Below are 24,434 nucleotides of genomic sequence, written 5' to 3' on the forward strand. Positions count from 1 at the left end.
AGTCCTAGTTATAACCGCGGGCGGTGCGGAACGCTGCCGCAAGGTCCGAGCGACCGTCGAAGACGCGTGCCGCCGTCGCCGCGGCCAGACTGTCCAGCTGGGTCTTGTCGGCATCGCCGAAGGTAATTCCGAAGATCGGCACGCGTGGTTCCATAGCGTTCCAATCGCTCATGAAGGCCGCACTTTGGTCATCGGATCTGCCGTCGGTCATGATGATGATCGCCGGCAGATAATTGGACAGATCAGCCGTTTTCGCCATCTGCTGGAGCGCCCTTTCGGCGCAGGCATACATATTGGTGCCGCCGCCGGCATGCTGGCCGGCAACTGCGTTGAGAAGCCCCTGCTGTTCCATCGTGTCGCCCGAGGCCGAAAAGATATCGCGGACATTGGCATCGAAGGGAATGACGAAGATGCGGTCGGCCGGCGACCATTGCACCAGCACCTTGCTTGCCTCCTCGGACGTGAAGAGGAAGCGCATCGCCTGCTGCAGACTGTTCTCGCCATCCCCCTGCATGGAGCCCGAGAAATCGAGGCAGAGTGCCGTCAGTGACGGTTTGCGCAGTGCCGCCTGATAAAGCGTGAGTGCCTGGCGTATCACCGTCGGTTCCGGCATGCGGATCGCGGTCACCAGTTTGGCCGGGTCGAAATTCCAGCTCGGCTCCGGCTCAGCGGAAACACTGCCGAGCGGCAGGCGGCGACCGGTTTCGGCGATCTTCTTCTGAACATCGGGCGAGCGCAGGTAGGCGAGCAGGTCCTTAAAGAAGGCCTGGACCTCGGGACCGCGGCCATGATCGACAAAGCCGATTGGCGAATCCGCCATCGCCACGCCATCGGCTGGATAGATGGCGTAGAGCAGCTCCTTGCCCATGCCGGCGAGCTTGTCGTTGGTTTCCTTGATCACCGCCTCATAATTCCACATGGCATCGTAGATCGTGCCTTTGTCAGCGGAATCCGTATAGAGATCGGCGAGCCAGCCCGAAGAGCCGGAGGAGCGCGCAACACCGGCAAGCAGGCTTCGAACGGTGTCCTGAACCGCCTTGTTGTCGAGATCGCCGGGCTCGATCACCGGCTTGTTTCCGAGCGCACTGGAGAGCATGGCGAGATAGGCGCTGGCGCCGGAGTTCGATTGGGTGGCCGATGTCATCAGGAACTTCAGCGAACCGCTGTTCACCGCTACCAGGATATCCTTCATGAAGACATCCTTGCCGATCCAGCCGAGCTGTTCGACCTTCGACTTGCGCACCCCGAGGATGACGGGCGTCTGCGCCACCGAGGTGAGGTCCTTGACCCTGCGTTTGGTATCGAACATGTCGACCCAGACGCTGGAAGCAGGCCAGACGGCGTCCTGTTCCACGCCCTGATCGCTTTGCAGTGCAAGCCCGATGTCGAGCGTCCCTTCATATTTGAAAGAGCAGGTCGCGTGCTTCTCCTTGCAGAATTCCTCGACAATCGGCTGCAGGATGGTATTTTCCGAGCCGGAAACGATCGAGAAATTCGGGCCGCTGCTGAAAGCGTCGCAGCCTGCCAACGTCGCGAGACCAGATAGCGCCAGTGCGCCGAAGAACGAGCGGATCATGGTTCTGCCGGTCACGCCTGCGTCATCGCCTTCTTGAGGTCGATCGTCAGCTGCTCCATCTGTTGCTCGGCCTGGGCACGTTTTTTGCGGCCCTCCTCCTGCACGCGCAGCACGCCGGTGACGGTGTCGATCAAATCCTGATTGGCCTTGGCAAGCGTCTCCATATCGACGATACCGCGCTGCGACTGTTGCTCGATGGCGATTGCCTGATCCTTCATCATTTCAGAAGCCTGGCGGATCATGTCATTGGTGGCGTCCGTCACGGTCTTCTGCAGGTCGAGGGCCGATTTCTGCTGCGTGAGCCCCAGAAGGATGACCATCTTCTGCTTCCAGGCTGGAACCGTCAGTGCCGAGGTCGCCTGCAGGTTCTCGATCAGCGTCTCATCGCCGGACTGGACGATGCGAATCTGCGGAAGCTGCTGGATGCCGAGCTGGCGGGCCTGCTGCAGATAGAAGATGCGCTTCTCCAGCCGGTCGAGCGCCTGGAGGCTATCCTGATAGGTCTGCGCTTCGAGCATGCCACCGCCAGGGCCTGACGTTGCGGCGTCAGCGGCGCTCTTCAGCCTCGGCAATTCGACCGAGCGGAAATGTTCGACAAAATTCTTGCCGGCCTGCACGTAGGCATCGAGCCGCATGATCGACTGTTTCGTCTCCTCATGCAGGTCGTCGAGGAGGGCGATGTCGCGGCGCAGCATATCCTTGTGGCGGTCGAGCTCCAGGCCGATCCGATCGATCTGGCCGGCGACATCCTCGAACTCCTCCTTGAAACGCTCCAGTCGCGCCTTGGCAGAGAGGAACATGCGGCTAAGGAAACCCTTCTCCTTCAGAGAGGCGGGATCGAGGCTCTTCGATTTCAGGATGATGTCGGTCAGGAGCTTGCCGACCTCACCGAGATCCTTGTTGCGGACCTCGCGCAGGATCTTGTCGGCATAGTCGCTGACGGCCTGTTGTGCACGGTCACCGTAAACGGATATCCCGGCGCGGTCCGTGAGATTGATGGTGTCGGTGATACGGGCGACTTCCGAGGGATCGGCAGCAATTGCCGGCAGGGAAGCATTCTGGACAGTCGCGAGATCGGTATCGGCCATTTGGGTCGTCTTTCTCGGCTTGTGGTGCCATTATCCGGGCAAATGGGCCTTCCACTAAGCAGGACCGGAAAAGGCAGATTTCCACAAAGACCGGCCCGCGAAGACTCATCTGCGGGACGACAGTTTAGCTGAACTAGAAATACTGTTTTATGACAGGTGCTTAAGCTTGTCGCAGAAGCCGCCTTACTGGCAGGTCGGCGCGGGCTTTTTGTCGAGGAGCTCAAGTTTCGAGAGCTTGCCGGTCAGGACAAAATCGCCGTAGTCCATCGTCAGATCCCGCGTAATGCCATTCTCATAGAGCTTGAACGACATGCGGTAGACGGGCAGCGTATCCGATTTGGCATTCTCGTTGAAATAGGAGATCGTCACCGGCCAGAATGCCGTCCTGGAGAACTGGCCAGCATTGCCGGCATCGGCCTCATCCGTAACCGGGGTTTCCTGCTTGCCGACAATGGTCGTGGTGACCAGGGATTTGTCGCCATCGTCGGAGCCGTCAAAAACGCGGGCCTCGAAGAAGCGCTTGCCGTTCTTCGCATTTTGGATGACGTCGAGCATATGCTCGGTCGGGAATCGGCTTTCGGCGAGCTGCAGTTCGCGGCTTGCCGGCTGCGTGAGGTCGACTTTTACACCTTCTGGCTTGTCCTCAGCTGCACCGTTGACTTCCTTGTCGAGTTGGTCGTCGGTGAAGGACTTGGTGTCGAACGTGAACTTGCCGTCCTTCAGGCTTTCGAAGGTCTTCGTCTGCTGGTCGCTGACGCGCACGTTGTCGCCGGTATCGATCTGGGTGACGAAGCGGAAATTCGTGGTGAATCCCTCGCAGTAATTGCCGTCGAATTCATAGACCATGCGGCCATACATGGAGGAGATGCCGGAGCGTTCGGAAGCGTCCTTCAGTTCCAGATCGTAAACGGCGCGGTGTGCGACGAGCCCGGTTGCGATCGCAGCGCTCGCCGCCGGCGCAGCCGCCGAAGCACTGGCGGAGACGCTTGCGAGGACAAGAGCGGCAAGTGACGATCGGAACATTCATTAACTCCTGTTGGACTCGTCCGCGATGTTATAAGAACCGTTTCGGCCAAATCGAGGCGGCCAAGTCGAGGCTCGAAACTGTCACATTAAAGATTCTAGTCTTGATGCATAATTTTTGAAGCATTGACAACAAAAGCGGAGACGAAAATGTCCGATCAAATCGCAACGCGTCTGTCGGAAATGGGAATAACCCTGCCCGAAGCTGCCGCACCTGCCGCCAATTATGTCCCCTACGTCATCAGCGGCAATCTACTCACTATCTCCGGCCAGCTGCCGCTCGAAGGCGGCAAGGTCGCCGTCTCCGGCCATCTCGGCAAGACTGTCGATGTTGCCGCCGGCCAGCGCGCGGCAGAGCTTTGCGCCATCAACATTCTCTCGCAAGCAAAGGCAGCGCTTGGCGATCTCAGCCGCATCCGCCGCGTCATCAAGCTCAACGGCTTCGTTGCCTCCGCGCCTGATTTTGTCGAGCAGCACCTCGTCATCAATGGCGCCTCGAACCTGATCGCCGGCGTGCTCGGCGAAGCCGGCAAACATGCCCGCGCTGCCGTCGGCATGGCAGCCCTGCCGCTCAATGCTGCAGTCGAAATCGATGCTATCATGGAAATTGCAGAATGACGAATGCCGCTTGGATCAAAGAGCTTCCGGTTGCCCACCGCGGCTACCATGACCTCAACAATGCCATTTGGGAAAACACGCTCTCGGCATTTTCGCGTGCCGTCGAAGCAGGCTTTGCCATCGAATGCGACCTCCATTATGCCTCCGATGGCGTGCCGGTCATCTTCCACGATGAAGATCTGGAACGTCTCTGCAATCTGAAGGGCGACGTGCGTGAACGGACCTCCAAGGAGCTGGGGCTGATCGCCGTCGGCGGCACCAAGGATAAAGTGCCGACGCTGAAGCAGCTTCTCGACCTCGTGCAGGGCAAGGTGCCGCTGGTGCTGGAACTCAAGGGCCGTGAGGCCGACGACGAAGGCTTTGCCGAAAGCGTTCTCGAAGTCCTCGAGGGCTATGAAGGCAAGATCGCGCTGATGAGCTTCGACCATTGGCTGCTGAAGGACCTGAAGGACTTTGGCGCTCCCTTCCCGGTCGGACTGACGGCCAACGGCAATACAGCGGAAGAATATGCCACCCATGAGAAGGCGATGGAGCTCGGCCTCGATTTCATCTCCTATTATTATGCGGACCTGCCGAACTCTTTCATCTCCCGCCAGCGTGATAAGGGCATTCCTGTCATAACCTGGACAGTCCGTGACGAAGATGCCCGCAAGCGCACCTTCGAGAATGCCGACCAAATGACTTTCGAGGGCTTCGATCCGCGCGCGGCGGTTTGACGCTCGCTTTTTCGACAAGATCGTGCGCAGACTGGGAGGGAGCCCGCTCCCTCCTCCCAACGGCTTCGCATTTGCTTCATGACAGACGAATCGTCAGACGAACTTTCCATTCGCATCGAGCGATCATTCACCGCGATTTCCCCCGAGCGCTGGTCAAGGCTTTCGGGGGCGTCGAAGGCGTGCGACACCATCGCCTACAATCCCTTCGTCTCGCATGCCTTCCTCTCGTCGCTGGAAGAATCCGGCTCGGCCACCGCGCAGACCGGCTGGCTCGGCCATCACATGCTTCTGGAGACGGCCAAGGGTGAACTGGTCGGCGCCCTGCCCGGTTATCTGAAGAACCACAGCCAGGGCGAATACGTGTTCGATCATGGCTGGGCCGATGCCTTCGAACGGGCCGGCGGCAGCTATTATCCGAAGCTGCAGTGCTCCATCCCCTTCACACCCGCGACCGGCCCGCGCCTGCTCGTGGCCGAAGGATTTGCAAGACTGCCAATTCAGAGCGCTATGGCGGAAAGCCTCAAGGAGGTCGTCCGCCGCCTAGATATTTCCTCGGCTCATATCACCTTCGTGCCAGAGGACGAGATGCCGATCTTTGAGACCGACGGCTACCTGCACCGCACCGACAAACAGTTCCATTTCATCAATGATGGCTATGCCAATCACGACGCATTCTTGGAAACGCTCGCCTCCCGCAAGCGCAAGGCACTGCGCAAGGAGCGTCGGACGGCGGTTGAGAACGGCATCACCATCGACTGGCTAACCGGAAAGGACCTGACCGAAAAAATCTGGGACCAGTTCTTTACCTTCTACATGGATACCGGAGGCCGCAAATGGGGCCGTCCTTATCTGACGCGCAAATTCTATTCGCTGATCGGCGAGCGCATGGCCGACGACATTCTGCTGGTCATGGCAAAACGTGACGGCCGTTATATAGCAGGTGCCATCAATTTCATCGGCGGCGATACGCTCTACGGACGGCACTGGGGCTGCATCGAGGAGCACCCCTTCCTGCATTTCGAGGTCTGCTACCATCAGGCCATCGATTTTGCGTTGGAAAAGGGCCTTAAGAAGGTAGAGGCCGGCGCCCAGGGTGAACATAAGCTTGCCCGCGGCTACCTGCCGGTGACAACCCACTCCGCCCACTATATCGCCCATGCGGGATTGCGGCGCGCTGTTGCCGACTATCTGGAGCGCGAGCGGGAGGATGTCGAATATATGAATGAGATGCTTGCCGAACACACTCCCTTCCGCAAAGGCGAACGGCTGCAGGAGGATTGACGCGCTTGGCTCTGGCGCGCTACGCGATCAAGGAAAATACGAGGAGATTTCGCCATGACCAGCGCTGCCTATGACGACAACAATATATTCGCCAAGATCCTGCGCGGCGAGATCCCGTCGCATCGCGTCTACGAGGACGACAAGACCGTTGTTTTCATGGATGTGATGCCGCAAGCGCCGGGCCATGTTCTGGTCCTGCCGAAGGCACCTTCGCGTAATATCTTCGATGCCGACCCCGCTTCCCTCTCGCATACGATCACGGTCGTCCAGAAAATCGCGAATGCGGTGAAGGAAGCCTTCGACGCTGACGGCGTGTTCATCGCCCAATTCAACGAGCCGGCAGCAGGTCAGACAGTCTTCCATCTGCACTTCCATGTCATTCCACGGCATGAGGGCGTGGCGCTGAAGCCGCATTCCGGCAAGATGGAGGACGGTGCGGTGCTCGCAGCCAACGCGGAGAAGATCAAGGCGGAACTTGCGTAACTACCCAAACCCTGAACATATACCGCAAGCAAAAAGGCCGCTTCGCAGCGGCCTTTTCACGTATTTCACCCAAAGGTTATTTCTTCCGAGGAACTTTCGGAACGGTCGAGCCTTTCTTAGGCGCATCGCGAACTTCCGGTTCAGGCCGCGGCACGGTCCTGGCCTTCGTCTTCTTGACCGCCTTGGTCTTCAGCTCGCCATCTTCCTCACCAACCGCTTCCGGATGAACCAGTTCGGCTTCCGGCTTCGGCTTGATGGGCGCCGTTTCCGGAATGGCTTCGAGAATGAGGCCTGGCTTGCCGTCTTCCTTCGGGCCGACGGTAACGTTGACGACGCCGCCCTTCTTCAGCTTGCCGAAGAGGATTTCGTTCGCCAGCGGCTTCTTGATGGCATCCTGGATCACGCGGGCAAGCGGGCGGGCGCCCATCTTCTCGTCGTAACCCTTTTCCGACAGCCAGGCGATCGCATCCTCGTGCAGGTCGAAGGTGACGTTGCGTTCGGAGAGCTGAGCTTCCAGCTGCATGATGAACTTCTGCACGACCTTGTGAATGACGGCCGTCGGCAGCGGCGCGAACGGGATGATCGCGTCGAGACGGTTGCGGAATTCCGGCGTGAACAGGCGGGTCAGTGCCTCTTCGTCTTCGCCGGTACGCTTGGACGAACCGAAGCCGATCGCGGCCTTGGCCATTTCCGAAGCGCCCGCGTTGGTCGTCATGATCAAAACGACGTTGCGGAAGTCGATCTTCTTGCCGTTATGGTCGGTCAGCGTGCCGTGGTCCATGACCTGCAAGAGGATATTGTAGATATCCGGATGGGCCTTTTCGATTTCGTCGAGCAGGACCACGCAATGCGGATGCTGGTCGACGCCATCGGTCAGAAGGCCACCCTGATCAAAACCGACATAGCCGGGAGGTGCGCCGAGCAGACGGGAAACCGTATGCCGCTCCATATATTCCGACATGTCGAAGCGCAGCATCTCGACGCCGAGCGAGGCGGCAAGCTGCTTGGCGACTTCCGTCTTGCCGACGCCCGTGGGGCCGGAGAAGACGTAAGCACCGATCGGCTTGTTCGGCTCGCGCAGGCCGGCACGTGCCAGCTTGATCGAGGTAGACAGGGCTTCGATCGCCGTATCCTGACCATAGACCACCGAGCGCAGTTCCTGCTCGAGATTGGCAAGAACGGCTTCGTCGTCCTTCGAGACGGTCTTCGCCGGAATGCGGGCCATCGTCGCAATCGTCGCTTCGATCTCCTTTTCGGTGATCAGCTTGCGGCGCTTTGACGGCGGCAGCAGCATCTGGGCTGCACCGGTCTCATCGATGACGTCGATCGCCTTATCCGGCAGCTTGCGGTCCGAGATGTAACGGGCCGAGAGTTCGACAGCCGTCTTGATCGCCTCGTTCGAGTAGCGCAGGTGGTGGTATTCTTCGAAATAGGGCTTCAGACCCTTCATGATCTCGATCGCATCATCGATCGACGGCTCATTGACGTCGATCTTCTGAAAGCGACGGACCAGAGCCCGATCCTTCTCGAAGAACTGGCGATATTCCTTGTAGGTGGTCGAACCGATGCAGCGGATCGCGCCTGACGACAGGGCCGGCTTCAAGAGGTTCGAGGCATCCATGGCACCGCCTGACGTTGCGCCAGCACCGATGACGGTGTGGATTTCGTCGATGAAGAGCACGGCGCCCGGATATTCTTCCAGTTCCTTGACGACCTGCTTCAGGCGCTCTTCGAAGTCACCGCGATACCGCGTGCCGGCCAGCAGCGTGCCCATGTCGAGCGAAAAGATCGTGGCGTCTGCCAGAGCTTCCGGAACCTTACCCTCGACGATGCGCTTAGCGAGGCCTTCAGCAATAGCGGTCTTGCCGACGCCGGGATCACCGACATAGAGCGGATTGTTCTTGGAACGGCGGCACAGGATCTGAATGGTGCGATTCACCTCCGCGTGACGGCCGATCAGCGGATCAATCTTGCCGCCCTTGGCCTTCTCGTTGAGGTTGACGCAGTAAGCCTTCAGCGCATCTTGCTGCTTCTTAGGCCCGCCCTCTTCCTCGCTGCCACGTGCGGTAGGCTTGGCTTCAGACTCCTCTTCCGCACCGCGCGGCGGACGGCTTTCGGATGCGCCAGGGCGCTTGCCGATGCCGTGAGAGATGTAGTTGACGGCGTCGTAGCGGGTCATTTCCTGCTCCTGCAGGAAATAGGCTGCATGGCTTTCGCGTTCAGCGAAGATCGCGACGAGCACATTGGCGCCGGTCACTTCCTCCCGGCCCGAAGACTGGACATGGATCACCGCACGCTGGATGACGCGCTGGAAGCCGGAAGTCGGCTTGGAATCTTCGTCATAACCGGTGACCAGGTTGGAGAGTTCGTTATCGACATATTCCAAGAGCGTTTTACGGAGGGCGTCGAGGTCCACATTGCAAGCACCCATGACCGAAGCCGCATCGGCATCGTCGATCAGGGCGAGCAGCAGATGCTCGAGCGTCGCATATTCATGGTGCCGCTCGTTGGCAAAGGTCAGTGCCTGATGGAGCGCCTTCTCAAGACTAGGCGAAAATGTTGGCACGTTCAGTTCCTCACTTCTTTTCCATGACGCATTGCAACGGATGCTGATGCTGCCTGGCAAAATCCATCACCTGGCTCACCTTGGTCTCCGCTACCTCGTATGTGAATATTCCGCATTCGCCGACGCCGTGGTTATGGACATGCAGCATGATACGGGTGGCACTTTCCCGGTCCTTCTGAAAAAAACGCTCCAGGATGTGGATGACGAATTCCATTGGCGTGTAGTCGTCATTCAAAAGCAGTACGCGATAGAGATTGGGCTTCTTGGTCTTCGGCTTGGTGCGTGTGATGACCGAGGTTCCGCGATTTCCGTTGTCCCCGTTCCTTTCGCCGTCGTTCTGCATCCGGATCGGTTTAGCGATCATTTTCATTCATTCCTCAATCAATCCGGCAGGCAGCATGGGAGGGGTGCTTTCCCGTCGAATATCTGAAACACTAAGGTAGTTCATAATAGAGCGATTTTAAGCCCCTTGCTTCCGACTGCAATCACAATTCCGCAGGACTTGACGCAAAGGCCAAAAAAGTCTGCGTAAAAACCAGGGCGTGCTTCGGGAAATAAAAAAGACCGGCCGCAAATGCGGTGCCGGTCTTTGATTTTCAATAGGCGGCGCTCAACGCACCGTCAAATTTATGCAGCTGCCGGAGAGACCGGAGCGGTTTTCACCACCTTGGCGGCTGCGGCAGCCGTCGGCGCTTCGTAAGGCTTATAGGCTTTTTTCGCGAGGTCGGCATACATTTCACCGAGTTTGGTCGCCTCAGCAACAAAAGCCTCATAAGAAGACTTCGCATAATTGGTCTGCAATTCGAAGGCCGCTTCGAAGCTCTTTACGCCCGACAGCGTCTCGAAATGAGTGACCGCATCCTGGAAGGACTTCTTGGAATATTCGGCCGCCTCGGAGGCGATCGCCTGAAAACCCTGGGCTGCATCGGAATAGCTTCTGAGCATCGAATCCACGGCTTCCTTGCTCTTGCGGTTTGCATCGTCGAAATTGAACATGACCATCCTCCAGTTGGCTATGAAAGAGAGATTAGCTGCAATGCACAAAGAGTCAAGTAGTCTTGTGCATCGCAAAACATCCAGTGGTTGCGTCCACTGGTTGCGCTAAGCACCGGATTTTTGGGCACGTTCGTCTTTTATTGATTTTGCTAAAATATATCAGGCCCCTGCAACCGCAGGGTTATAAGAAATTTTCGCGAACCGGCGTATTTGGCAATAGCCGCCAACAAAAAAGCCATGCATCGGCTGGCGATGCACGGCTTTTGATCGATGTGACGGCCGATCAGAGATCGACGTCGAGAATCGCCATCGAGAAATTGTAGGAACGGTCGCCGTCCTCGTCATCAATGTAGATGACACCCAGAAATTCTTCGCCGATGTAAACTTCCGCGGAGTCGTTCTTGCGCGGGCGCGCCTTCACCACGATCTGCGGGTTCAGCGTGCGTTTGAAATAGGCGTCGAGCTTCTTGATTTCTTCAGGCTTCACTCTTTCAACTCCGTAAGCGATCTCGGTTGGCCGCTTCTTGCACAGGTAAAGCGGCGCTGTAAAGGTCGCGAGATCGTGTTAACAATGACCATCCCTGCCGGGATCTAGGCGCTTTTCCGCATTTTTCCAATGAGAGCTCAGATATCGGCGCCGATGACCTGATCCATAATGCGTGCCGGCTCGGAGCAGCCGGCTTCACCGACGACCTTGGCGGGCACGCCAGCCACCGTCGTCTTCGGCGGTACCGGCTTCAGCACGACGGAGCCGGCGGCAACGCGCGAACAGAAGCCGATCTCGATATTGCCTAGGATTTTGGCACCTGCACCGATCAGCACACCCGTGCCGATCTTCGGGTGACGGTCGGCGCCTTCTTTGCCTGTGCCGCCGAGGGTGACGCCATGCAGGATGGAAACGTTGTCGCCGATGACGGCCGTTTCACCGACCACGAGGCCGGTCGCGTGGTCGAGGAAGATGCCCTTACCGATGCGGGCGGCCGGGTTGATATCCGTCTGGAAGACGCTGGACGAGCGGCTCTGCAAATAAAGCGCGAAGTCGCGCCGTCCGCGGTTCAGCAGCCAATGCGCCAGCCGGTGCGTCTGCAGCGCGTGGAAGCCTTTGAAGTAGAGAACAGCTTCCATGAAGCGCAGGCAAGCGGGATCGCGATCATAGACTGCTTGGATATCCACGCGCAGGATCGCGCCCCATTCCGGCCAGTCGTCGAGCATCTCCTCGAAGGTCTGGCGCAGCAGGTTCGCCTGCATGTCCGGATGGTCGAGGCGCTCGCAGATGCGATGGATGACGCATTCTTCGAGCGAGCGATGGTTGATCACCGTCGAATAGAGGAAGGCTGCCAGCACCGGATCGCTTTCCGCAGCGAGGCGCGCTTCTTCTCGCAGACTGTCCCAGATAGGGTCCATCACCTTCAGAGGATTGGCTGAGTCCAGCGTGCGGATATCCATCTTAGCGACCATTTCGGTCTCCTCATTTCCCGTTGGAATGCGATTATATAGAGGAAAACGCCGACAACATAAATGGGTGCGTGCGGCGCACCGAGTCGGCGCGTTTTTCTTGGAAATCGCGCTGATGTCACCTGCCGGCGACATCAGTCGGCGGCAACCTTTTCGTAGAATTCCAGGACGGCCTTTTTAAACACCCGGTCACCTACGGCGAGCATGTGGTCGCGGCCGGGGATATCCAGCGCTTTGGCGTCAGGCATCAGCGCCGCAAGCTCTTGGGGAGAACCGGCAATGTCGTCTTTCGTTCCAACCCCGATCAGGGTTGGCGCATCGATTTTGCCCATATCGGCGCGGGCAACGAGATCGCGCGAGCCCTTGATGCAGGCGGCGAGCGCCTCGCGGTCACTCTTCGTCTGCTCGGCAAAGGCGCGAAACATCTGGCCGCGCGGATGAGTGACATCGGCCAGCGACGGCGCTAGCAGAGCATCGGCGATCGGATCCCAATCGCCCACCCCATCGGTCATGCCGATACCGAGGCCGCCGAGCACCAACGAGCGGACGCGGTGCGGATGGGCAAGTGCCGCAAAGACGGAAATGCGAGCGCCCATGGAATATCCCATTAAATTGGCTTCGGGGATACCGAGATGATCAAGCAACGCAATCGCATCGCCCGCCATGAACCACGGCCTGTAAGCTTCGGCATCGCGTGGCTTGTCGCTCGCGCCATGCCCCCTGTTGTCAATGGCAATGACACGGTAGCCGGCGTCACCCAGCGTCTTCAACCAGCCCGGATGAACCCAATTGACGTTGGCTGACGAGGCGAAACCATGAATCAGCAGCACCGGCGGGCCGGAGGGATCACCCTCATCGAAGAAAGCGAGTTTCAATCTTTCATGCGTGAAGCTTGAAAATGCAGGTGTATTCAGGTTCATCGAGCCGCCCTTATTTTGGCGCGACCATAGTCGAGCGGCCCCGAAGCGTGAAGCCAAAAACTCGCAAGGGAGCCATGCTTTGGCACTACACTTTTCTTTCGAAGGCCTATAAGGTCCGCGCAGAATTCAAAGCATTCGGAGACAGACATGGCCGGCCATAGCATTCCTCACTTCCAGAACGACGGCGGTCACCGCGTTATCGAAGTCGGCGTCAAGGAATTCATGTGCACCGGCGCCTCGGTTCCCTTCGATCATCCACATATCTTCATCGACATGGGCGACGATAACGAGAAGGTCTGCTCCTACTGCTCGACGCTCTATCGCTACAACGCGTCGCTGAAGTCCAACCAAACCAATCCGCCCGGCTGCGTCTTCCACATCAAGGCGGCGTAATTTCCCTCTTCTTAGATCGGATATCCTATGCCGGTCGAACATGCCGCCATTATCGGCGCCGGAATTGCGGGCCTGACGGCCGCGCTGGCGCTTGCAGGGCGCGGTATCAGTTCGGATATTTTCGAACAGGCGCCGGAGCTTGCCGAAGTTGGCGCCGGCTTGCAGATTTCGCCCAACGCATCGCGTGTGCTTGCCGAGCTCGGCGTGCTCGACAGGCTGACCAGCCTCTGGCTCGAACCGCAATCCATCAGGCTGATCTCAGGCAGTTCGTTGCGCGAGCTTGCAGCAGTTCCAGCCGGGAGTTTTGCCAGGTACCGCTGGGGAGCACCCTACGGCGTCCTGCATCGCAAGACGCTCCAGAAAACTCTGCTGGATGCGGTCATCACTAATCCGCTCTGTGCATTGCATCTCGGGATCAGGCTCGAATCGGATCTGCCGCAGGGCCGTCGTCCGGCCGACGTCGTGATCGGCGCCGATGGCGTCTGGTCCAAACTCAGGCAAGCAATACCAGGCGCCCCTGCCCCGCAATTCTCGGGAAATGTCGCCTTCCGTTTTACCATCGCAGAAAGAGAGGCTCCGGGCTTTCTCGACCGCAGCAGCGTCTCGGCCCTGCTCGGCTCCTCGGCGCATATGGTCTGCTATCCGCTGAAGGAGACCGGTGGCTTCAATATGGTGGCGATTACCGCCGGCAATGTTGCGCCGCAGGCCTGGCAGGGCAAGCCGACACAGGCTCAGCAAGAGCTTCTGCAGTCACGCTTCCGCCGCTGGCACCCTGCTATTGCCGGCTTGCTCGGACAGCACAGCGACATCACCTTCTGGCCGCTCTTTGAGGCAACGCCTGGCAAATGGCAGGACGGCAACAAGACCGTACTGATCGGCGATGCGGCACATGCCATGATGCCCTTTGCCGCCCAGGGGGCCGCGATGGCGATCGAGGACGCGTTCGAGCTGGCGGCGTTTCTTGCCACCCGCCCGGTGTCCGAAGCTATCTCGCTCTTCGAACGGCATCGAACACCGCGTATCGCCAGACTCCGCCAGCGCGGAGCCTTCAACCGCTTTGCCTATCACGCAAGCGGTCCGATCCGTCTGGGCCGGGATATCGTGCTGTCACTCAAACCGCCGCAAAGCCTCGCAGCCGACCTCGACTGGATCTACGGCTACCACCCAGTTGGCTGATCAGACAGCGTTTGCCGCGGCAAAGCCGCGCTCAATATCCGCCTTCAGGTCAACGATATCTTCGAGACCGATCTGCAGGCGAATGACCGGGCCTTCAGCCGGCGCCTTGGCGATCTTGCGGTCAGACAGGTTGACCAGCACGGCAAGGCTTTCATAGCCACCCCAGGAATAGCCGAGGCCAAAATAGGAGAGCGCATCGAGGAAAGCATGCGCCTTCGGCTTCACCTTCTGCGGATCATCGGCCTTCAGCACGAAGGAGAAGATGCCGCTGGCGCCCTTGAAATCACGCTTCCAGATATGGTGCGACGGGAAGCTCGGCAGGGCCGGATGCAGGACGCGGGCAACCTCTTCGCGGCTTTCGAGCCACGTGGCTATCGCCAGCGCGCTTTCGTAGTGGCGCTCCAGCCGGATACCCATGGTGCGGAGGCCGCGCAGGATCTGGTAGGAGTCGTCAGGCGCGCCGCAAAGGCCGAGCGTGCCATGCGTCTCGATCAGCCTCGGCCAGTGCTCGGCATTGGCGGAAATGGTTCCCATCAGAATGTCGGAATGCCCCGATGGATATTTGGTCGAAGCATGGATGGACACGTCGACGCCAAAGTCCAGCGGCCGGAAATAAAGAGGTGTAGCCCAGGTGTTATCCATCAATACGACGGCACCGTGCCTGTGCGCCACGGCCGCGATGGCCGGGACATCCTGCATCTCGAAGGTGTTGGAGCCAGGCGCTTCAGTCAGCACAAGCGTGGTGTTCGGCTTGAAGAGTGTCTCGATGGCCGCTTCGATCGCCGGATCGAAGTAGTCGACTTCGATACCCATGCGCTTCAGGATCGTGTCACAGAAATGGCGCGTCGGACCGTAGACGGAATCAACGATCAGAACGTGATCGCCCGCTGCCACATAGGCGAGGATCGCGACGGTGACGGCGGCAAGGCCGGAAGGTACCAGCACGGTGCCGGCCGAGCCTTCAAGCGCGTTGATCGCTTCGGCGAGCGCATCGGTCGTCGGCGTGCCGCGAGTGCCGTAAGTGTATTTCTTGTCGCGCGTCTCCATGGACTTGGCATCGGGAAAGAGAACAGTGGACGCACGCACGACAGGCGGGTTGACGAAGCCGTGATAATCGCTGGGATCGTAGCCGATATGGGAAAGACGGGTGTTGATGCCGGCGCCCGGCAGGAGACTGTCTAGATCTTTCATTTGGAAAATGGCCTTCTGGCGAGGGTATGCAAAGCCGGAACTCTTGAACTCCGCCGCTCTCAGCGTCAACCCCTTCAACGTGGCGTCATCGTCATGTCTCGCGCAGCCACCGGCGTTTGACGTCGTGATTTAGCGTTATTTTTTCTCACCTTGGCGCTCAATTTCTAGTCAGATGCCCATGCGTACAGCGCAATCTACCAAAATGCTGAAATTTGCCGCAATTATTGACCGCGACACTTGACCATGGTGACATTTACGACTGTGATAGACCAACCCGCGCCGGGAGGGTTGCGGGAAACGGGGAGGCAAACGGGCAATTTCAATCCGGCCACTCCCCGACAAGGATAAAGATAAGACAACGGAAAAAAGGTTGGGAAAAATGAAGTACAAGCTCCTGTCCGCGGCTGTCGGCGCAGCAGTTTTCGCTCTTGGCGCTTCGGCCGCTTCGGCCACAACTCTCGGAGACGTAAAAGCAAAAGGTTTTGTCCAGTGCGGCGTCAATACCGGCCTTGCCGGCTTTGCTGCTCCTGACGCGTCCGGCAACTGGTCGGGCTTCGATGTCGATTTCTGCCGCGCGGTTTCCGCTGCGGTGTTCGGCGATCCCAACAAGGTGAAGTTCACCCCTCTCAGCGCCGCCAATCGCTTCCCCGCCCTGCAGTCCGGTGAAATCGATGTTCTGGCCCGCAACACGACCTGGTCAATCAACCGCGATACGGCTCTCGGCCTGAACTTCCGTTACGTCAATTATTATGACGGCCAGGGCTTCATGGTTCGCAAGAGCCTGAACGTCAAATCGGCGCTCGAGCTTTCCGGCGCGTCGGTTTGCGTTCAGTCAGGCACCACGACCGAGCTCAACCTCGCAGACTACTTCAAGGCCAACAACCTGCAGTACAATCCAGTGGTCTTCGAGAAGCTTGACGAAGTCAACGCCGCCTACGACTCTGGCCGTTGCGACGTTTATACGACAGACCAGTCGGGCCTCTATTCGCTGCGTCTGACGCTGAAGAACCCCGACGAGCACATGATCCTGCCGGAAATCATCTCCAAGGAGCCGCTCGCCCCGGCTGTCCGCCAAGGTGACGACCAGTGGTTCGATATCGTCAGCTGGGTCGGCTACGCGATGATCAATGCCGAAGAATTCGGCATCACGCAGACCAATGTCGACGAGATGAAGAACTCGCCTAACCCGGATATCAAGCGCTTCCTCGGCGTTGAAGCCGACACGAAGATCGGTACCGACCTCGGCCTGACCAACGACTGGGCCTACAACATCGTCAAGAACGTCGGCAACTATGGCGAAGTGTTCGAAAAGAACATCGGCCAGGGTAGCCAGCTGAAGATAGCGCGCGGCCTGAACGCACTCTGGAACAAGGGCGGCATCCAGTACGCTCCGCCGGTTCGCTGATCAGACATGAAAAGCCGGAAAGGCGGATAACCGCCTTTCCTCCTCCTATAAAAAAGCTCCGAAAAGGAGCGCATAACGTGGGGAATTGGCCAGGTATGACGCATCAGGTTGCGGGTTCGACACCTATAGCCAGGAGCGGCTGGAGCTTCCAGTCTGCCCTTTACGACCCGAAAATTCGGGGCATTTTTTTCCAAGCCCTTACCATTGTCTTGCTGGTCGCGCTGATCTGGTCGATTGCTCACAATACGGCAGTCAATCTGGCGCGCGCGAACATTGCATCGGGTTTCGGCTTTCTGCACGGCCGCGCCGGCTTCGAAGTCGGCCAGTCGCTAATCCAGTATTCGAGTGATTCGACCTATGGCCGTGCGCTGCTCGTCGGCCTTCTGAACACGATCCTGATCGCTGTTACCGGCATCGTCACCGCGACGATCATCGGTTTCATCATCGGTATTGGGCGCCTGTCGCGGAACTGGCTTATTGCGAAGCTCTGCACGGTCTATGTAGAAGTCTTCCGCAACATTCCGCCGTTGCTCGTGATCTTCTTCTGGTATTCGGGCGTTCTGGCTATTCTGCCCAATGCCCGTGAGTCACTGCATCTGCCACTCGGATCGTATCTGAACAATCGTGGCCTCGCCTTCCCCAAGCCGATCTTCGGCGACAGTTTCTGGCTGGTCGGTATTGCTTTCGTGGTCGCGATCATCGCCACTATCGTCACTGCCCGGTGGGCGCATCGGCGGCAGGCGGCGACAGGTCAGCCGTTCCATACGATTTGGGTTTCGATAGGTCTCATCATCGGCCTGCCGCTCATTGCCTTCTTCGTCCTAGGTGCACCGCTTACCTTCGACTTCCCGGTTGCCGGCAAGTTCAATTTGACCGGCGGCTCGGTGGTCGGCCCGGAATTCATGTCGCTTTTCCTGGCGCTTTCCTTCTATACGGCTGCATTTATCGCAGAAATCGTGCGCTCCGGCATCCGCGGTGTGCCGAAAGGGCAGACAGAGGCCGCAGCAGCACTCGGCCTGCATCCCTCGGCGATCACACGGCTGGTCGTCATTCCACAGGCTTTTCGCATCATCATTCCGCCGCTGAGCAGCCAATATCTGAACCTCACCAAGAACTCGTCGCTGGCGATCGCCATCGGCTTTGCCGATCTCGTCGCCGTCGGCAGCACGACACTCAACCAGACCGGTCAGTCCGTCGAGGTGATCCTGATCTGGATGGTCATCTATCTCGCCATCAGCATCGTGACCTCCCTGCTAATGAACTGGTTCAACGCCAAGATGGCCCTGGTGGAGAGATAAGATGAGCGATAGTTTCGTCAGGAGCGCTATGCTGGCGCAGGAACCGCCACCGCCGGGAGAAAAGGGCGCTGCCGCCTGGATACGCCGCAACCTGCTTGCGACGCCCAAGGATATTGTCCTCACCCTGCTGGCAGTGGCCTTCCTCGCCTGGGCTCTGCCGCATGCCATCAACTGGCTGTTCGTGCAGGCGGTCTGGACCGGCCCGGACCGCACCTTCTGCGCCACAACGGTTCAAGGCGGCATCCAGCCTGACGGCTGGAGCGGCGCCTGCTGGGCCTTCGTCAACGCCAAGTTTGACCAGATCATCTATGGGGGTTACCCTATCGACGAGCGGTGGCGGCCGACGCTGGTCGGCATTCTCTTCGTACTCCTCCTGGTACCGATGCTCATCCCTTCGGTGCCGAGCAAAGGGCTGAATGCGATCCTGCTCTTCATCGTGCTACCGATCGTCTCCTTCTTTCTGCTCTACGGCGGCTTCGGCCTCGAAATCGTCGAGACTCCCCGCTGGGGCGGACTGATGGTGACGTTGGTGCTGTCCTTCGTCGGCATCGCGGCCTCTTTCCCGCTCGGCATTCTCCTGGCACTCGGCAGACGCTCGCATATGCCGGTCATCCGCATGGTGAGTGTCATCTTCATCGAGGTCGTACGTGGAGTGCCGCTGATCACGGTGCTCTTCATGGCCAGCGTCGTGCTGCCGCTCTTCCTGCCGGCAGGCTGGACCGTTGACAAACTGCTGCGCGCGATCGTGGGTGTATCGATATTTGCCTCCGCCTATATGGCTGAAGTCATCCGAGGCGGCCTGCAAGCAATTCCGAAAGGTCAGTTCGAAGGCGCCGATTCGCTTGGCCTCGGCTACTGGCAGAAGATGCGGCTGATCATCTTGCCGCAGGCGATCAAGCTGGTCATCCCCGGCATCGTCAACACCTTCATCGGCATGTTCAAGGATACCTCGCTGGTGTCGATCATCAGCATGTACGACCTGCTCGGCATCGTTCGCTTTCTCTTCATCGATCCGAACTGGGCAACGGCGGTAACGCCGTTAACCGGGCTGATTTTCGCCGGCTTCGTCTTCTGGCTTTTCTGCTTCGGCATGTCACGTTATTCAGCGTTCATGGAACGCCATCTCGACACCGGCCACAAACGATAAAAAGAGGAACATACAATGGCAGAAGCCCTTAATAAGAAACTGACCGTGTCGGCGACCGACGTTGCCGTCGAGATCGTCAACATGAACAAGTGGTACGGTGACTTCCACGTTCTTCGCGACATCAACTTGAAGGTCATGCGCGGCGAACGCATCGTCATCGCCGGCCCATCGGGCTCCGGCAAGTCGACGATGATCCGCTGCATCAACCGTCTGGAAGAACACCAGAAGGGCCAGATCATCGTTGACGGCACGGAACTGACCAACGATCTCAAGAAAATCGATGAAGTGCGCCGCGAAGTCGGCATGGTATTCCAGCACTTCAACCTCTTCCCGCATCTGACGATCCTGGAAAACTGCACGCTGGCGCCGATCTGGGTGCGCAAGATGCCGAAAAAGCAGGCCGAAGAAGTGGCCATGCACTTCCTGAAGCGCGTCAAGATCCCCGAACAGGCCAACAAATATCCGGGGCAGCTATCGGGCGGCCAGCAGCAGCGTGTGGCGATTGCCCGCTCGCTCTGCATGAACCCGAAGATCATGCTGTTCGACGAGCCGACCTCGGCGCTCGATCCGGAAATGATCAAGGAAGTGCTGGATACGATGGTGGGCCTTGCAGAAGAAGGCATGACCATGCTCTGCGTCACCCACGAAATGGGCTTTGCCCGCCAGGTCGCTAACCGCGTTATCTTCATGGACCAGGGCCAGATCGTCGAACAGAATTCGCCGGCCGAGTTCTTCGACAATCCCCAGCACGAGCGCACCAAGCTGTTCCTCAGCCAGATCCTGCACTGATCAGGCAGATATAATATTCAAAAACCGCCGGCTGACTGCCGGCGGTTTTTTCCTGCGTCTAGCGGGGAGCCGTAGAGCGCAGCAATTCTCACAGCCCCGCGAGGCTAGAACGTCACCGCTGGGGATAGATACCGGCAGCGAATAAGCATCTTCTTCCGCTCATTGACGAAATTTTCCGGAATCGCTGGACCACCACTGCGGGCGTGGGGCGGCTGGACGCTGCCCACCAGCCGCAAATGCCCGTTGCAATCGTTGTCGCATCAATTACTGCCGTCGTTCGGGCGAGACTTTCGCGCCTCGGTCGTGCTGGAAGAGGCTGTTTTGCCATCCGGTTGCTGGCCGAAATAGGTTCCGCCGAGATGTCCTCCGGCGCTGGTGTTTTCTACCTGCCGCTCTGTTTTCTTGCGAATGTCGTCTGCATTAGTCTTGCTCATTTTGATCTCCATTGTCTGAAAAACGGACATCTGGACAACCGATGCAGGCCGATAGGGTTCCACAAAAGATAACCGCGGCAGCTTGGCGCAGGCCTCTCTGGGAACCAAAATGACGGCAAAGACTTTCTTGCCTTGGTTATGACAAAGCCGACGTTATATCCTTCCAGCGATATTCACAGGAGACGAAAATGAAAAAGATACTCGCGACCACAATCGCCGCAGCCTCGTTGCTCCAGACCTTTGCCATGAGCGCCAGCGCGGCAGACCTGGTACGGACGGAGCCGCCGGTCGCTCCTGATGTAAGCGGGGGCGTGAAGATCGGTTATCTCGATTGCGAAATCGGCGGCGGCGTCGGCTATGTGCTCGGTTCTTCCAAGCAGATCGATTGCGTCTTCCAGCCTACGAGCCGGGGCGAATCGCCTGAACATTACAGCGGTGCTTTGCGCAAGTTCGGCGTGGATCTCGGTTTCACCACGCGTGGTCGCCTGCTTTGGGCCGTCTTCGCGCCGACAGCCGGTTATCATCGCGGTTCGTTGGCTGGCCTCTACCAGGGCGCGACCGCTGAAGCAACGCTCGTCGGCGGCCTCGGCACCAACGTGCTATTCGGCGGCACGTCCGGCTCGATCCATCTGCAGACGATCAGCGTGACCGGTCAGCTCGGCCTCAACGTTGCCGCAACGGGCACGTCCATGACGCTGACACCCGAAGGCTAAGTCGGCAAAATCGGAGAAATTGGGCTGGCCGCGCATTCAATGCCGGCCGGCCCTTATTCTGTTACTGAAATCATCGTCCACGGCGAGCAGAAGTCCGCGGTTCAGTTCAGGAAAACCCAAATCTTTGAATACAATTGCACCCCGACGTATACGTTCGGAGTCAAATCCTGTGTATCCGGTTAGATTCTTCAAATTCGGTTGCCTAAAATGAGTCGGCTCTTGGCGTGACAGTCGAAGCCTCCGGACGCAAGAGCTGATAGTCATTTGCGCTCTGTATGCGAGGGTCATGATAAGAATGTCGGCTCCCGCCACCGTAACACACCACCCTACCGAAATCGTCCCTGGCAAAATCTCGCAACCGCCCCGTTCCAGGGATTGATACAGAAAGGCTTGCGCTTTGCCACCTGTATCGACCTTGAAACCGATTGGCATCGAACCTATCTTTTTCTCGCTCCCGGCAGGAGCACGCCGCCCGTCAGTTGCGAAGCTGTTGACAGCACTGCCTTGGTGAAAAGTCGAACCCGTTCATGTTTTTGATCGGGCTCAAGAAGTGGTTGACGGGTGACGCTTCAAAACGAGTCCGGGAGAAAAGAACATGTCCGTCAACGACATCAGGCCCACCACAATCGAGGGCATCAAGCGCCTCGCGAAAACCATCTCCAAGCAGGACGACGTTGCCCATTCAGTGGGTCTTGATCGCGCATCGGTTCGAGCCGGTTTCTCAAACTACACCAACGCTCTGCGGACGCTACAAGCCTCAACGATCGTTCCGTCGTCACCCGTTTTCTTCACGTTCATCAGCGTTCGTTGGCGGAACCCGAAGACAAAGGCGAGTGGCACCGAGATCATCGAGGTTTCGCTGCCGAAGCCCCTCGACGAGATCATCGCAGCTCGCCAATACAAGCAGGCTCGCGGACTGGGATACTTTAATCGCTTGGCGTCCGACCTGATCCACTGCCAGAGGAATATAGAAAGCGCGAATTCAGCTCTTGCCCTGGCGTGTAAAGCGGCGCGTACATTGCAGTTCATGGCTTCTACCGGACTTAGGCCGTCCTCAAAAAGCATGCCCATCAGGGGTGATTTTGGACGCGACCTCCCAGGAAGGGATCATGGCAGCAGCTGGTACGATCCCATCGAAAAGCGTTACCTTTTCGTCGATGAACCCTACGCGGCAGCGGTAAAGGATCGGCAGCAGGAGCGCAGTGCATGGTCTCTCCGCAATCGCTGGGAAATTGCCAAGCCGCTCTGGGTTGGCATGTACTATCCGGAAGGCGGCAGTGAGCTTTATCTAATTTCGGATGGGCAGAAAGGCTTGCCACTGGGACCCGTTCTTTTGGCGCTGTCACGCATGCCCGCCCCTGTTGTACCCGAAAATTGCAAACGGGTGACCATGACTGATGGCGAGTTGTTTCGGTCCCCCGGAGAGCTACGCGACGCAGAAGAAAAAGCTCAGAAAGCGAAAGAGAAGCGCGGTCCCCGGGCGACGGGCAATACCGTGCCGTACCGGATGGTGATGGCCTCTGGCCGGCGGCCGAAAGCAAAAATGGCTATCGCCACGCATCAGCGTGTCGGCCAATTGTTGAAGGATGTTATAAGTGCGACCCGGCAACGAGCCGGGATCGTCAACAGGCTCGCCTCCGTTCGTTCGGAACTGGATGATTGGGTCCAGCTTGAGTATGACGGTAACGCTCTGCCGGACGATGTATTCTTCGAACTCTACTATCATGAGCGCAACATTGTGCCCGATGATGAGGATGGTATCGCCGGACGCAGCCTTCACATCAAACGCTTGCAGGAAGCGATGGCGCTGATCGCGTCCTCTTATCCCGATTGCAAGCCAGTTCGCGGTCTGCTTCGAAAGCTCAATCTTGCGCTTCAGTCTCTGACGAGTTGGAAGTGAACTTCAGCGCGCCTCGGGGCATGACCTTGAGGCGCGCTCGGCACGAGGTGGTCACCCATGTCTTAGGTACGTTCTGTTACCTATGTCTTCGGTATGGACAAGATAAAGATGGCGACCCCTGCAGGACTCGAACCTGCGACCTGCTGCTTAGAAGGCAGCTGCTCTATCCAGTTGAGCTAAGGGGCCGTTTCCATGTCGCGATCTCGCGGCATCAGGCATTTCCGTATCGAGCCGAAGACGGATCAGTGCGTCCAGGGCTGGGTACGGGTATAGCGGAAATTGTCCGGGTAAGCGACGACCTGGCGTGCAGGTTCCTTGGGCGCGATCACGCGGTATTCGATGCCGTTGCGCTTGGCATAGGCTTCGGCAAGTTCCTGCGTTTCGAAGGTCAGCTTCAGCTGCTGCCGCATATCGCCTGAAGACGTGTAGCCCATGATCGGATCGATCTTGCGCGGCTGCTCCTGATCGAACTCAAGCACCCAGAGATGAGTCTTGGCCTTGCCGGACTGCATTGCGGTCTTGGCCGGACGATAGATCTTAGCAGACATGACTGCGGCGCCTCCGATATGCGGGCAACGCCCGCCTTTCATAACCCAGCCTGGAATCAGGCTTGCTTCCACACCGAACATCGCAGGAAGAAGTGAATTTTGCTTATCCGCGAATCCCCGTTTTTTCAAGGGAAAAGCGCCGCTGCCACAGTATCGGTGGATCGATGAAACCGATTGTCGAACAGGGCGTTTATTGCACAGAGCGCTTAAAGCGCACCCTCGTAGCCGGGCGTGGATAAGCGGGCAATCCTGCCACACAATCCGAAATGTTTCGGATTGTTGCATGTTTTGATCGCTTTCTAATTGTTATGAGCGGCATAGGCGACTACGATGTCTACTAACCGTTGTGATACGGGTGAGAGCTATGAGAACCTCTGCAGAATTCCATGCCATCATGATTGGAGCAAGCATCACTGCGTTTTTCTATGCAGTGATCAGCTATGCCCAGTATGTCGGCCTGCTTGCTCAGGGCTGAATCACAGACGCTTGAACAGGCGTGCTTTGCGACGTAAATAGCACGTCACCATCTTCTTGAGCGAGAAACGTCCCGAGCAAAATCGCCGCTATAGCGACAGAGCATGGACAAGCGGCGTAGCCCATCTCGAATTGCGGAAAATATTGGGTGCCCGACCCGAGAGATAGGTGACGTTTCGTACCGGAGACATGGGTAACACTTTTCGCTTTTTGGCGGGAGGTGTTGATGCCGTGGAAAGAGACT

25 protein-coding genes and 1 tRNA gene are annotated in these 24,434 nt (G+C 58.2%); 12 read left to right on the forward strand and 14 right to left on the reverse strand.

What is annotated here, in order from left to right; all coding sequences use genetic code 11:
- Positions 1-4: 4 nt before the first annotated feature.
- From FHT78_RS19400 to FHT78_RS19410, 3 genes are all read right to left on the reverse strand, one after another.
- Positions 5-1,576: a substrate-binding domain-containing protein gene (locus FHT78_RS19400; RefSeq protein ID WP_183747617.1), complete on the reverse strand. Its 1,572-nt coding sequence runs from the start codon at positions 1,574-1,576 to the stop codon at positions 5-7.
- Positions 1,577-1,587: 11 nt separating this feature from the next.
- Positions 1,588-2,664: a toxic anion resistance protein gene (locus FHT78_RS19405; RefSeq protein WP_183747500.1), complete on the reverse strand. Its 1,077-nt coding sequence runs from the start codon at positions 2,662-2,664 to the stop codon at positions 1,588-1,590.
- 183 nt (positions 2,665-2,847) lie between these two features.
- Entirely contained in the window at positions 2,848-3,687 is an 840-nt protein-coding gene (locus FHT78_RS19410; RefSeq protein WP_183747503.1) for a cell envelope integrity EipB family protein, read from the reverse strand.
- 150 nt (positions 3,688-3,837) lie between these two features.
- Here FHT78_RS19410 and FHT78_RS19415 point away from each other — a divergent pair, with 150 nt between their 5' ends.
- The 4 genes from FHT78_RS19415 (at position 3,838) to FHT78_RS19430 (ending at position 6,785) form a co-directional block, all read left to right on the forward strand.
- Positions 3,838-4,305 (forward strand): RidA family protein, encoded by a 468-nt coding sequence (locus FHT78_RS19415; RefSeq protein WP_183747506.1) that lies wholly within the window; start codon positions 3,838-3,840, stop codon positions 4,303-4,305.
- On the forward strand, positions 4,302-5,021 hold the full coding sequence (locus tag FHT78_RS19420; RefSeq protein WP_183747509.1) for a glycerophosphodiester phosphodiesterase: 720 nt from the start codon (positions 4,302-4,304) through the stop codon (positions 5,019-5,021). The genes FHT78_RS19415 and FHT78_RS19420 overlap by 4 nt, the downstream gene beginning before the upstream one ends.
- Positions 5,022-5,099: 78 nt before the next feature.
- Positions 5,100-6,302 carry a GNAT family N-acetyltransferase gene (locus tag FHT78_RS19425; RefSeq protein ID WP_183747512.1) on the forward strand — a complete coding sequence of 401 codons (1,203 nt, stop codon included), beginning with the start codon at positions 5,100-5,102 and terminating at the stop codon, positions 6,300-6,302.
- 54 nt (positions 6,303-6,356) lie between these two features.
- Entirely contained in the window at positions 6,357-6,785 is a 429-nt protein-coding gene (locus FHT78_RS19430; protein WP_183747515.1) for an HIT family protein, read from the forward strand.
- Between the two features lie 76 nt (positions 6,786-6,861).
- Here FHT78_RS19430 and clpA read toward each other — a convergent pair whose 3' ends face one another.
- The 6 genes from clpA to FHT78_RS19460 form a co-directional block, all read right to left on the reverse strand.
- Positions 6,862-9,351 carry an ATP-dependent Clp protease ATP-binding subunit ClpA gene (clpA, locus tag FHT78_RS19435; RefSeq protein WP_183747518.1) on the reverse strand — a complete coding sequence of 830 codons (2,490 nt, stop codon included), beginning with the start codon at positions 9,349-9,351 and terminating at the stop codon, positions 6,862-6,864.
- A gap of 10 nt (positions 9,352-9,361) precedes the next feature.
- Entirely contained in the window at positions 9,362-9,715 is a 354-nt protein-coding gene (gene clpS, locus FHT78_RS19440; protein WP_183747520.1) for an ATP-dependent Clp protease adapter ClpS, read from the reverse strand.
- Positions 9,716-9,978: 263 nt separating this feature from the next.
- A complete protein-coding gene (locus tag FHT78_RS19445) occupies positions 9,979-10,347 on the reverse strand; it encodes a phasin family protein (RefSeq protein WP_183747522.1) in 369 nt (122 codons plus the stop codon).
- Positions 10,348-10,630: 283 nt separating this feature from the next.
- Positions 10,631-10,834, reverse strand: coding sequence for a DUF3126 family protein (locus FHT78_RS29390; protein WP_007827403.1), 204 nt, complete (start codon positions 10,832-10,834; stop codon positions 10,631-10,633).
- A gap of 137 nt (positions 10,835-10,971) precedes the next feature.
- Entirely contained in the window at positions 10,972-11,805 is an 834-nt protein-coding gene (gene cysE, locus FHT78_RS19455) for a serine O-acetyltransferase (protein ID WP_183747524.1), read from the reverse strand.
- Between the two features lie 131 nt (positions 11,806-11,936).
- Positions 11,937-12,722: an alpha/beta hydrolase gene (locus FHT78_RS19460; protein ID WP_183747526.1), complete on the reverse strand. Its 786-nt coding sequence runs from the start codon at positions 12,720-12,722 to the stop codon at positions 11,937-11,939.
- 147 nt (positions 12,723-12,869) lie between these two features.
- Here FHT78_RS19460 and FHT78_RS19465 point away from each other — a divergent pair, with 147 nt between their 5' ends.
- Together FHT78_RS19465 and FHT78_RS19470 are read left to right on the forward strand one after the other, a co-directional pair.
- Entirely contained in the window at positions 12,870-13,115 is a 246-nt protein-coding gene (locus FHT78_RS19465) for a zinc-finger domain-containing protein (protein WP_183747528.1), read from the forward strand.
- Positions 13,116-13,142: 27 nt separating this feature from the next.
- Positions 13,143-14,291: an FAD-dependent monooxygenase gene (locus FHT78_RS19470; RefSeq protein ID WP_183747530.1), complete on the forward strand. Its 1,149-nt coding sequence runs from the start codon at positions 13,143-13,145 to the stop codon at positions 14,289-14,291.
- Here FHT78_RS19470 and FHT78_RS19475 read toward each other — a convergent pair whose 3' ends face one another.
- On the reverse strand, positions 14,292-15,482 hold the full coding sequence (locus FHT78_RS19475; protein WP_183747533.1) for a cystathionine beta-lyase: 1,191 nt from the start codon (positions 15,480-15,482) through the stop codon (positions 14,292-14,294).
- A 379-nt stretch (positions 15,483-15,861) separates the two neighbouring features.
- Between FHT78_RS19475 and FHT78_RS19480 the strand changes: the two genes are divergently transcribed.
- The 4 genes from FHT78_RS19480 (at position 15,862) to FHT78_RS19495 (ending at position 20,121) form a co-directional block, all read left to right on the forward strand.
- On the forward strand, positions 15,862-16,887 hold the full coding sequence (locus FHT78_RS19480) for an amino acid ABC transporter substrate-binding protein (RefSeq protein ID WP_183747536.1): 1,026 nt from the start codon (positions 15,862-15,864) through the stop codon (positions 16,885-16,887).
- Positions 16,888-16,982: 95 nt separating this feature from the next.
- Positions 16,983-18,185, forward strand: a complete 1,203-nt coding sequence (locus tag FHT78_RS19485; protein WP_183747539.1) for an amino acid ABC transporter permease — start codon at positions 16,983-16,985, stop codon at positions 18,183-18,185.
- 1 nt (position 18,186) lies between these two features.
- A complete protein-coding gene (locus tag FHT78_RS19490) occupies positions 18,187-19,332 on the forward strand; it encodes an amino acid ABC transporter permease (protein ID WP_183747542.1) in 1,146 nt (381 codons plus the stop codon).
- Positions 19,333-19,347: 15 nt separating this feature from the next.
- Positions 19,348-20,121, forward strand: a complete 774-nt coding sequence (locus FHT78_RS19495) for an amino acid ABC transporter ATP-binding protein (RefSeq protein WP_183747545.1) — start codon at positions 19,348-19,350, stop codon at positions 20,119-20,121.
- 260 nt (positions 20,122-20,381) lie between these two features.
- Here FHT78_RS19495 and FHT78_RS19500 read toward each other — a convergent pair whose 3' ends face one another.
- On the reverse strand, positions 20,382-20,555 hold the full coding sequence (locus tag FHT78_RS19500; RefSeq protein ID WP_183747547.1) for a hypothetical protein: 174 nt from the start codon (positions 20,553-20,555) through the stop codon (positions 20,382-20,384).
- Between the two features lie 188 nt (positions 20,556-20,743).
- Here FHT78_RS19500 and FHT78_RS19505 point away from each other — a divergent pair, with 188 nt between their 5' ends.
- Entirely contained in the window at positions 20,744-21,268 is a 525-nt protein-coding gene (locus tag FHT78_RS19505) for a DUF992 domain-containing protein (protein ID WP_183747549.1), read from the forward strand.
- Between the two features lie 595 nt (positions 21,269-21,863).
- Positions 21,864-23,168 carry a DUF5623 domain-containing protein gene (locus tag FHT78_RS19510; RefSeq protein WP_183747552.1) on the forward strand — a complete coding sequence of 435 codons (1,305 nt, stop codon included), beginning with the start codon at positions 21,864-21,866 and terminating at the stop codon, positions 23,166-23,168.
- Between the two features lie 109 nt (positions 23,169-23,277).
- Here the strand turns inward: FHT78_RS19510 and FHT78_RS19515 are convergent.
- From FHT78_RS19515 to FHT78_RS29130, 3 genes are all read right to left on the reverse strand, one after another.
- A tRNA-Arg gene (locus FHT78_RS19515) sits at positions 23,278-23,354 on the reverse strand.
- Between the two features lie 56 nt (positions 23,355-23,410).
- The gene (locus FHT78_RS19520; protein ID WP_183747555.1) at positions 23,411-23,716 is read right to left on the reverse strand and encodes an ETC complex I subunit; all 306 of its coding nucleotides are present in this window, start codon (positions 23,714-23,716) and stop codon (positions 23,411-23,413) included.
- 465 nt (positions 23,717-24,181) lie between these two features.
- On the reverse strand, positions 24,182-24,434 hold a 253-nt coding region (locus FHT78_RS29130), incomplete at its 5' end, for a hypothetical protein (protein WP_210289877.1).

The sequence above is a fragment of the Rhizobium sp. BK196 genome, assembly GCF_014193255.1.
Taxonomy (GTDB): Bacteria; Pseudomonadota; Alphaproteobacteria; order Rhizobiales; family Rhizobiaceae; genus Rhizobium.

What these genes read in the sequence shown, in the direction of transcription:
- FHT78_RS19465 (WP_183747528.1), top strand. Translation starts at nt 12,870, where the DNA reads ATGGCCGGCCATAGCATTCCTCACTTCCAGAACGACGGCGGTCACCGC.
- FHT78_RS19510 (WP_183747552.1), top strand. Translation starts at nt 21,864, where the DNA reads ATGTCCGTCAACGACATCAGGCCCACCACAATCGAGGGCATCAAGCGC.
- FHT78_RS19505 (WP_183747549.1), top strand. Translation starts at nt 20,744, where the DNA reads ATGAAAAAGATACTCGCGACCACAATCGCCGCAGCCTCGTTGCTCCAG.
- FHT78_RS19500 (WP_183747547.1), bottom strand. Translation starts at nt 20,555, where the DNA reads ATGAGCAAGACTAATGCAGACGACATTCGCAAGAAAACAGAGCGGCAG.
- FHT78_RS19420 (WP_183747509.1), top strand. Translation starts at nt 4,302, where the DNA reads ATGACGAATGCCGCTTGGATCAAAGAGCTTCCGGTTGCCCACCGCGGC.
- FHT78_RS19405 (WP_183747500.1), bottom strand. Translation starts at nt 2,664, where the DNA reads ATGGCCGATACCGATCTCGCGACTGTCCAGAATGCTTCCCTGCCGGCA.
- FHT78_RS19485 (WP_183747539.1), top strand. Translation starts at nt 16,983, where the DNA reads ATGACGCATCAGGTTGCGGGTTCGACACCTATAGCCAGGAGCGGCTGG.
- FHT78_RS19480 (WP_183747536.1), top strand. Translation starts at nt 15,862, where the DNA reads ATGAAGTACAAGCTCCTGTCCGCGGCTGTCGGCGCAGCAGTTTTCGCT.
- FHT78_RS19425 (WP_183747512.1), top strand. Translation starts at nt 5,100, where the DNA reads ATGACAGACGAATCGTCAGACGAACTTTCCATTCGCATCGAGCGATCA.
- clpS (WP_183747520.1), bottom strand. Translation starts at nt 9,715, where the DNA reads ATGATCGCTAAACCGATCCGGATGCAGAACGACGGCGAAAGGAACGGG.
- FHT78_RS19490 (WP_183747542.1), top strand. Translation starts at nt 18,187, where the DNA reads ATGAGCGATAGTTTCGTCAGGAGCGCTATGCTGGCGCAGGAACCGCCA.
- FHT78_RS19495 (WP_183747545.1), top strand. Translation starts at nt 19,348, where the DNA reads ATGGCAGAAGCCCTTAATAAGAAACTGACCGTGTCGGCGACCGACGTT.
- FHT78_RS19475 (WP_183747533.1), bottom strand. Translation starts at nt 15,482, where the DNA reads ATGAAAGATCTAGACAGTCTCCTGCCGGGCGCCGGCATCAACACCCGT.
- FHT78_RS19470 (WP_183747530.1), top strand. Translation starts at nt 13,143, where the DNA reads ATGCCGGTCGAACATGCCGCCATTATCGGCGCCGGAATTGCGGGCCTG.
- FHT78_RS19445 (WP_183747522.1), bottom strand. Translation starts at nt 10,347, where the DNA reads ATGTTCAATTTCGACGATGCAAACCGCAAGAGCAAGGAAGCCGTGGAT.
- cysE (WP_183747524.1), bottom strand. Translation starts at nt 11,805, where the DNA reads ATGGTCGCTAAGATGGATATCCGCACGCTGGACTCAGCCAATCCTCTG.
- FHT78_RS19410 (WP_183747503.1), bottom strand. Translation starts at nt 3,687, where the DNA reads ATGTTCCGATCGTCACTTGCCGCTCTTGTCCTCGCAAGCGTCTCCGCC.
- FHT78_RS19520 (WP_183747555.1), bottom strand. Translation starts at nt 23,716, where the DNA reads ATGTCTGCTAAGATCTATCGTCCGGCCAAGACCGCAATGCAGTCCGGC.
- FHT78_RS19400 (WP_183747617.1), bottom strand. Translation starts at nt 1,576, where the DNA reads ATGATCCGCTCGTTCTTCGGCGCACTGGCGCTATCTGGTCTCGCGACG.
- FHT78_RS19430 (WP_183747515.1), top strand. Translation starts at nt 6,357, where the DNA reads ATGACCAGCGCTGCCTATGACGACAACAATATATTCGCCAAGATCCTG.
- FHT78_RS19460 (WP_183747526.1), bottom strand. Translation starts at nt 12,722, where the DNA reads ATGAACCTGAATACACCTGCATTTTCAAGCTTCACGCATGAAAGATTG.
- FHT78_RS19415 (WP_183747506.1), top strand. Translation starts at nt 3,838, where the DNA reads ATGTCCGATCAAATCGCAACGCGTCTGTCGGAAATGGGAATAACCCTG.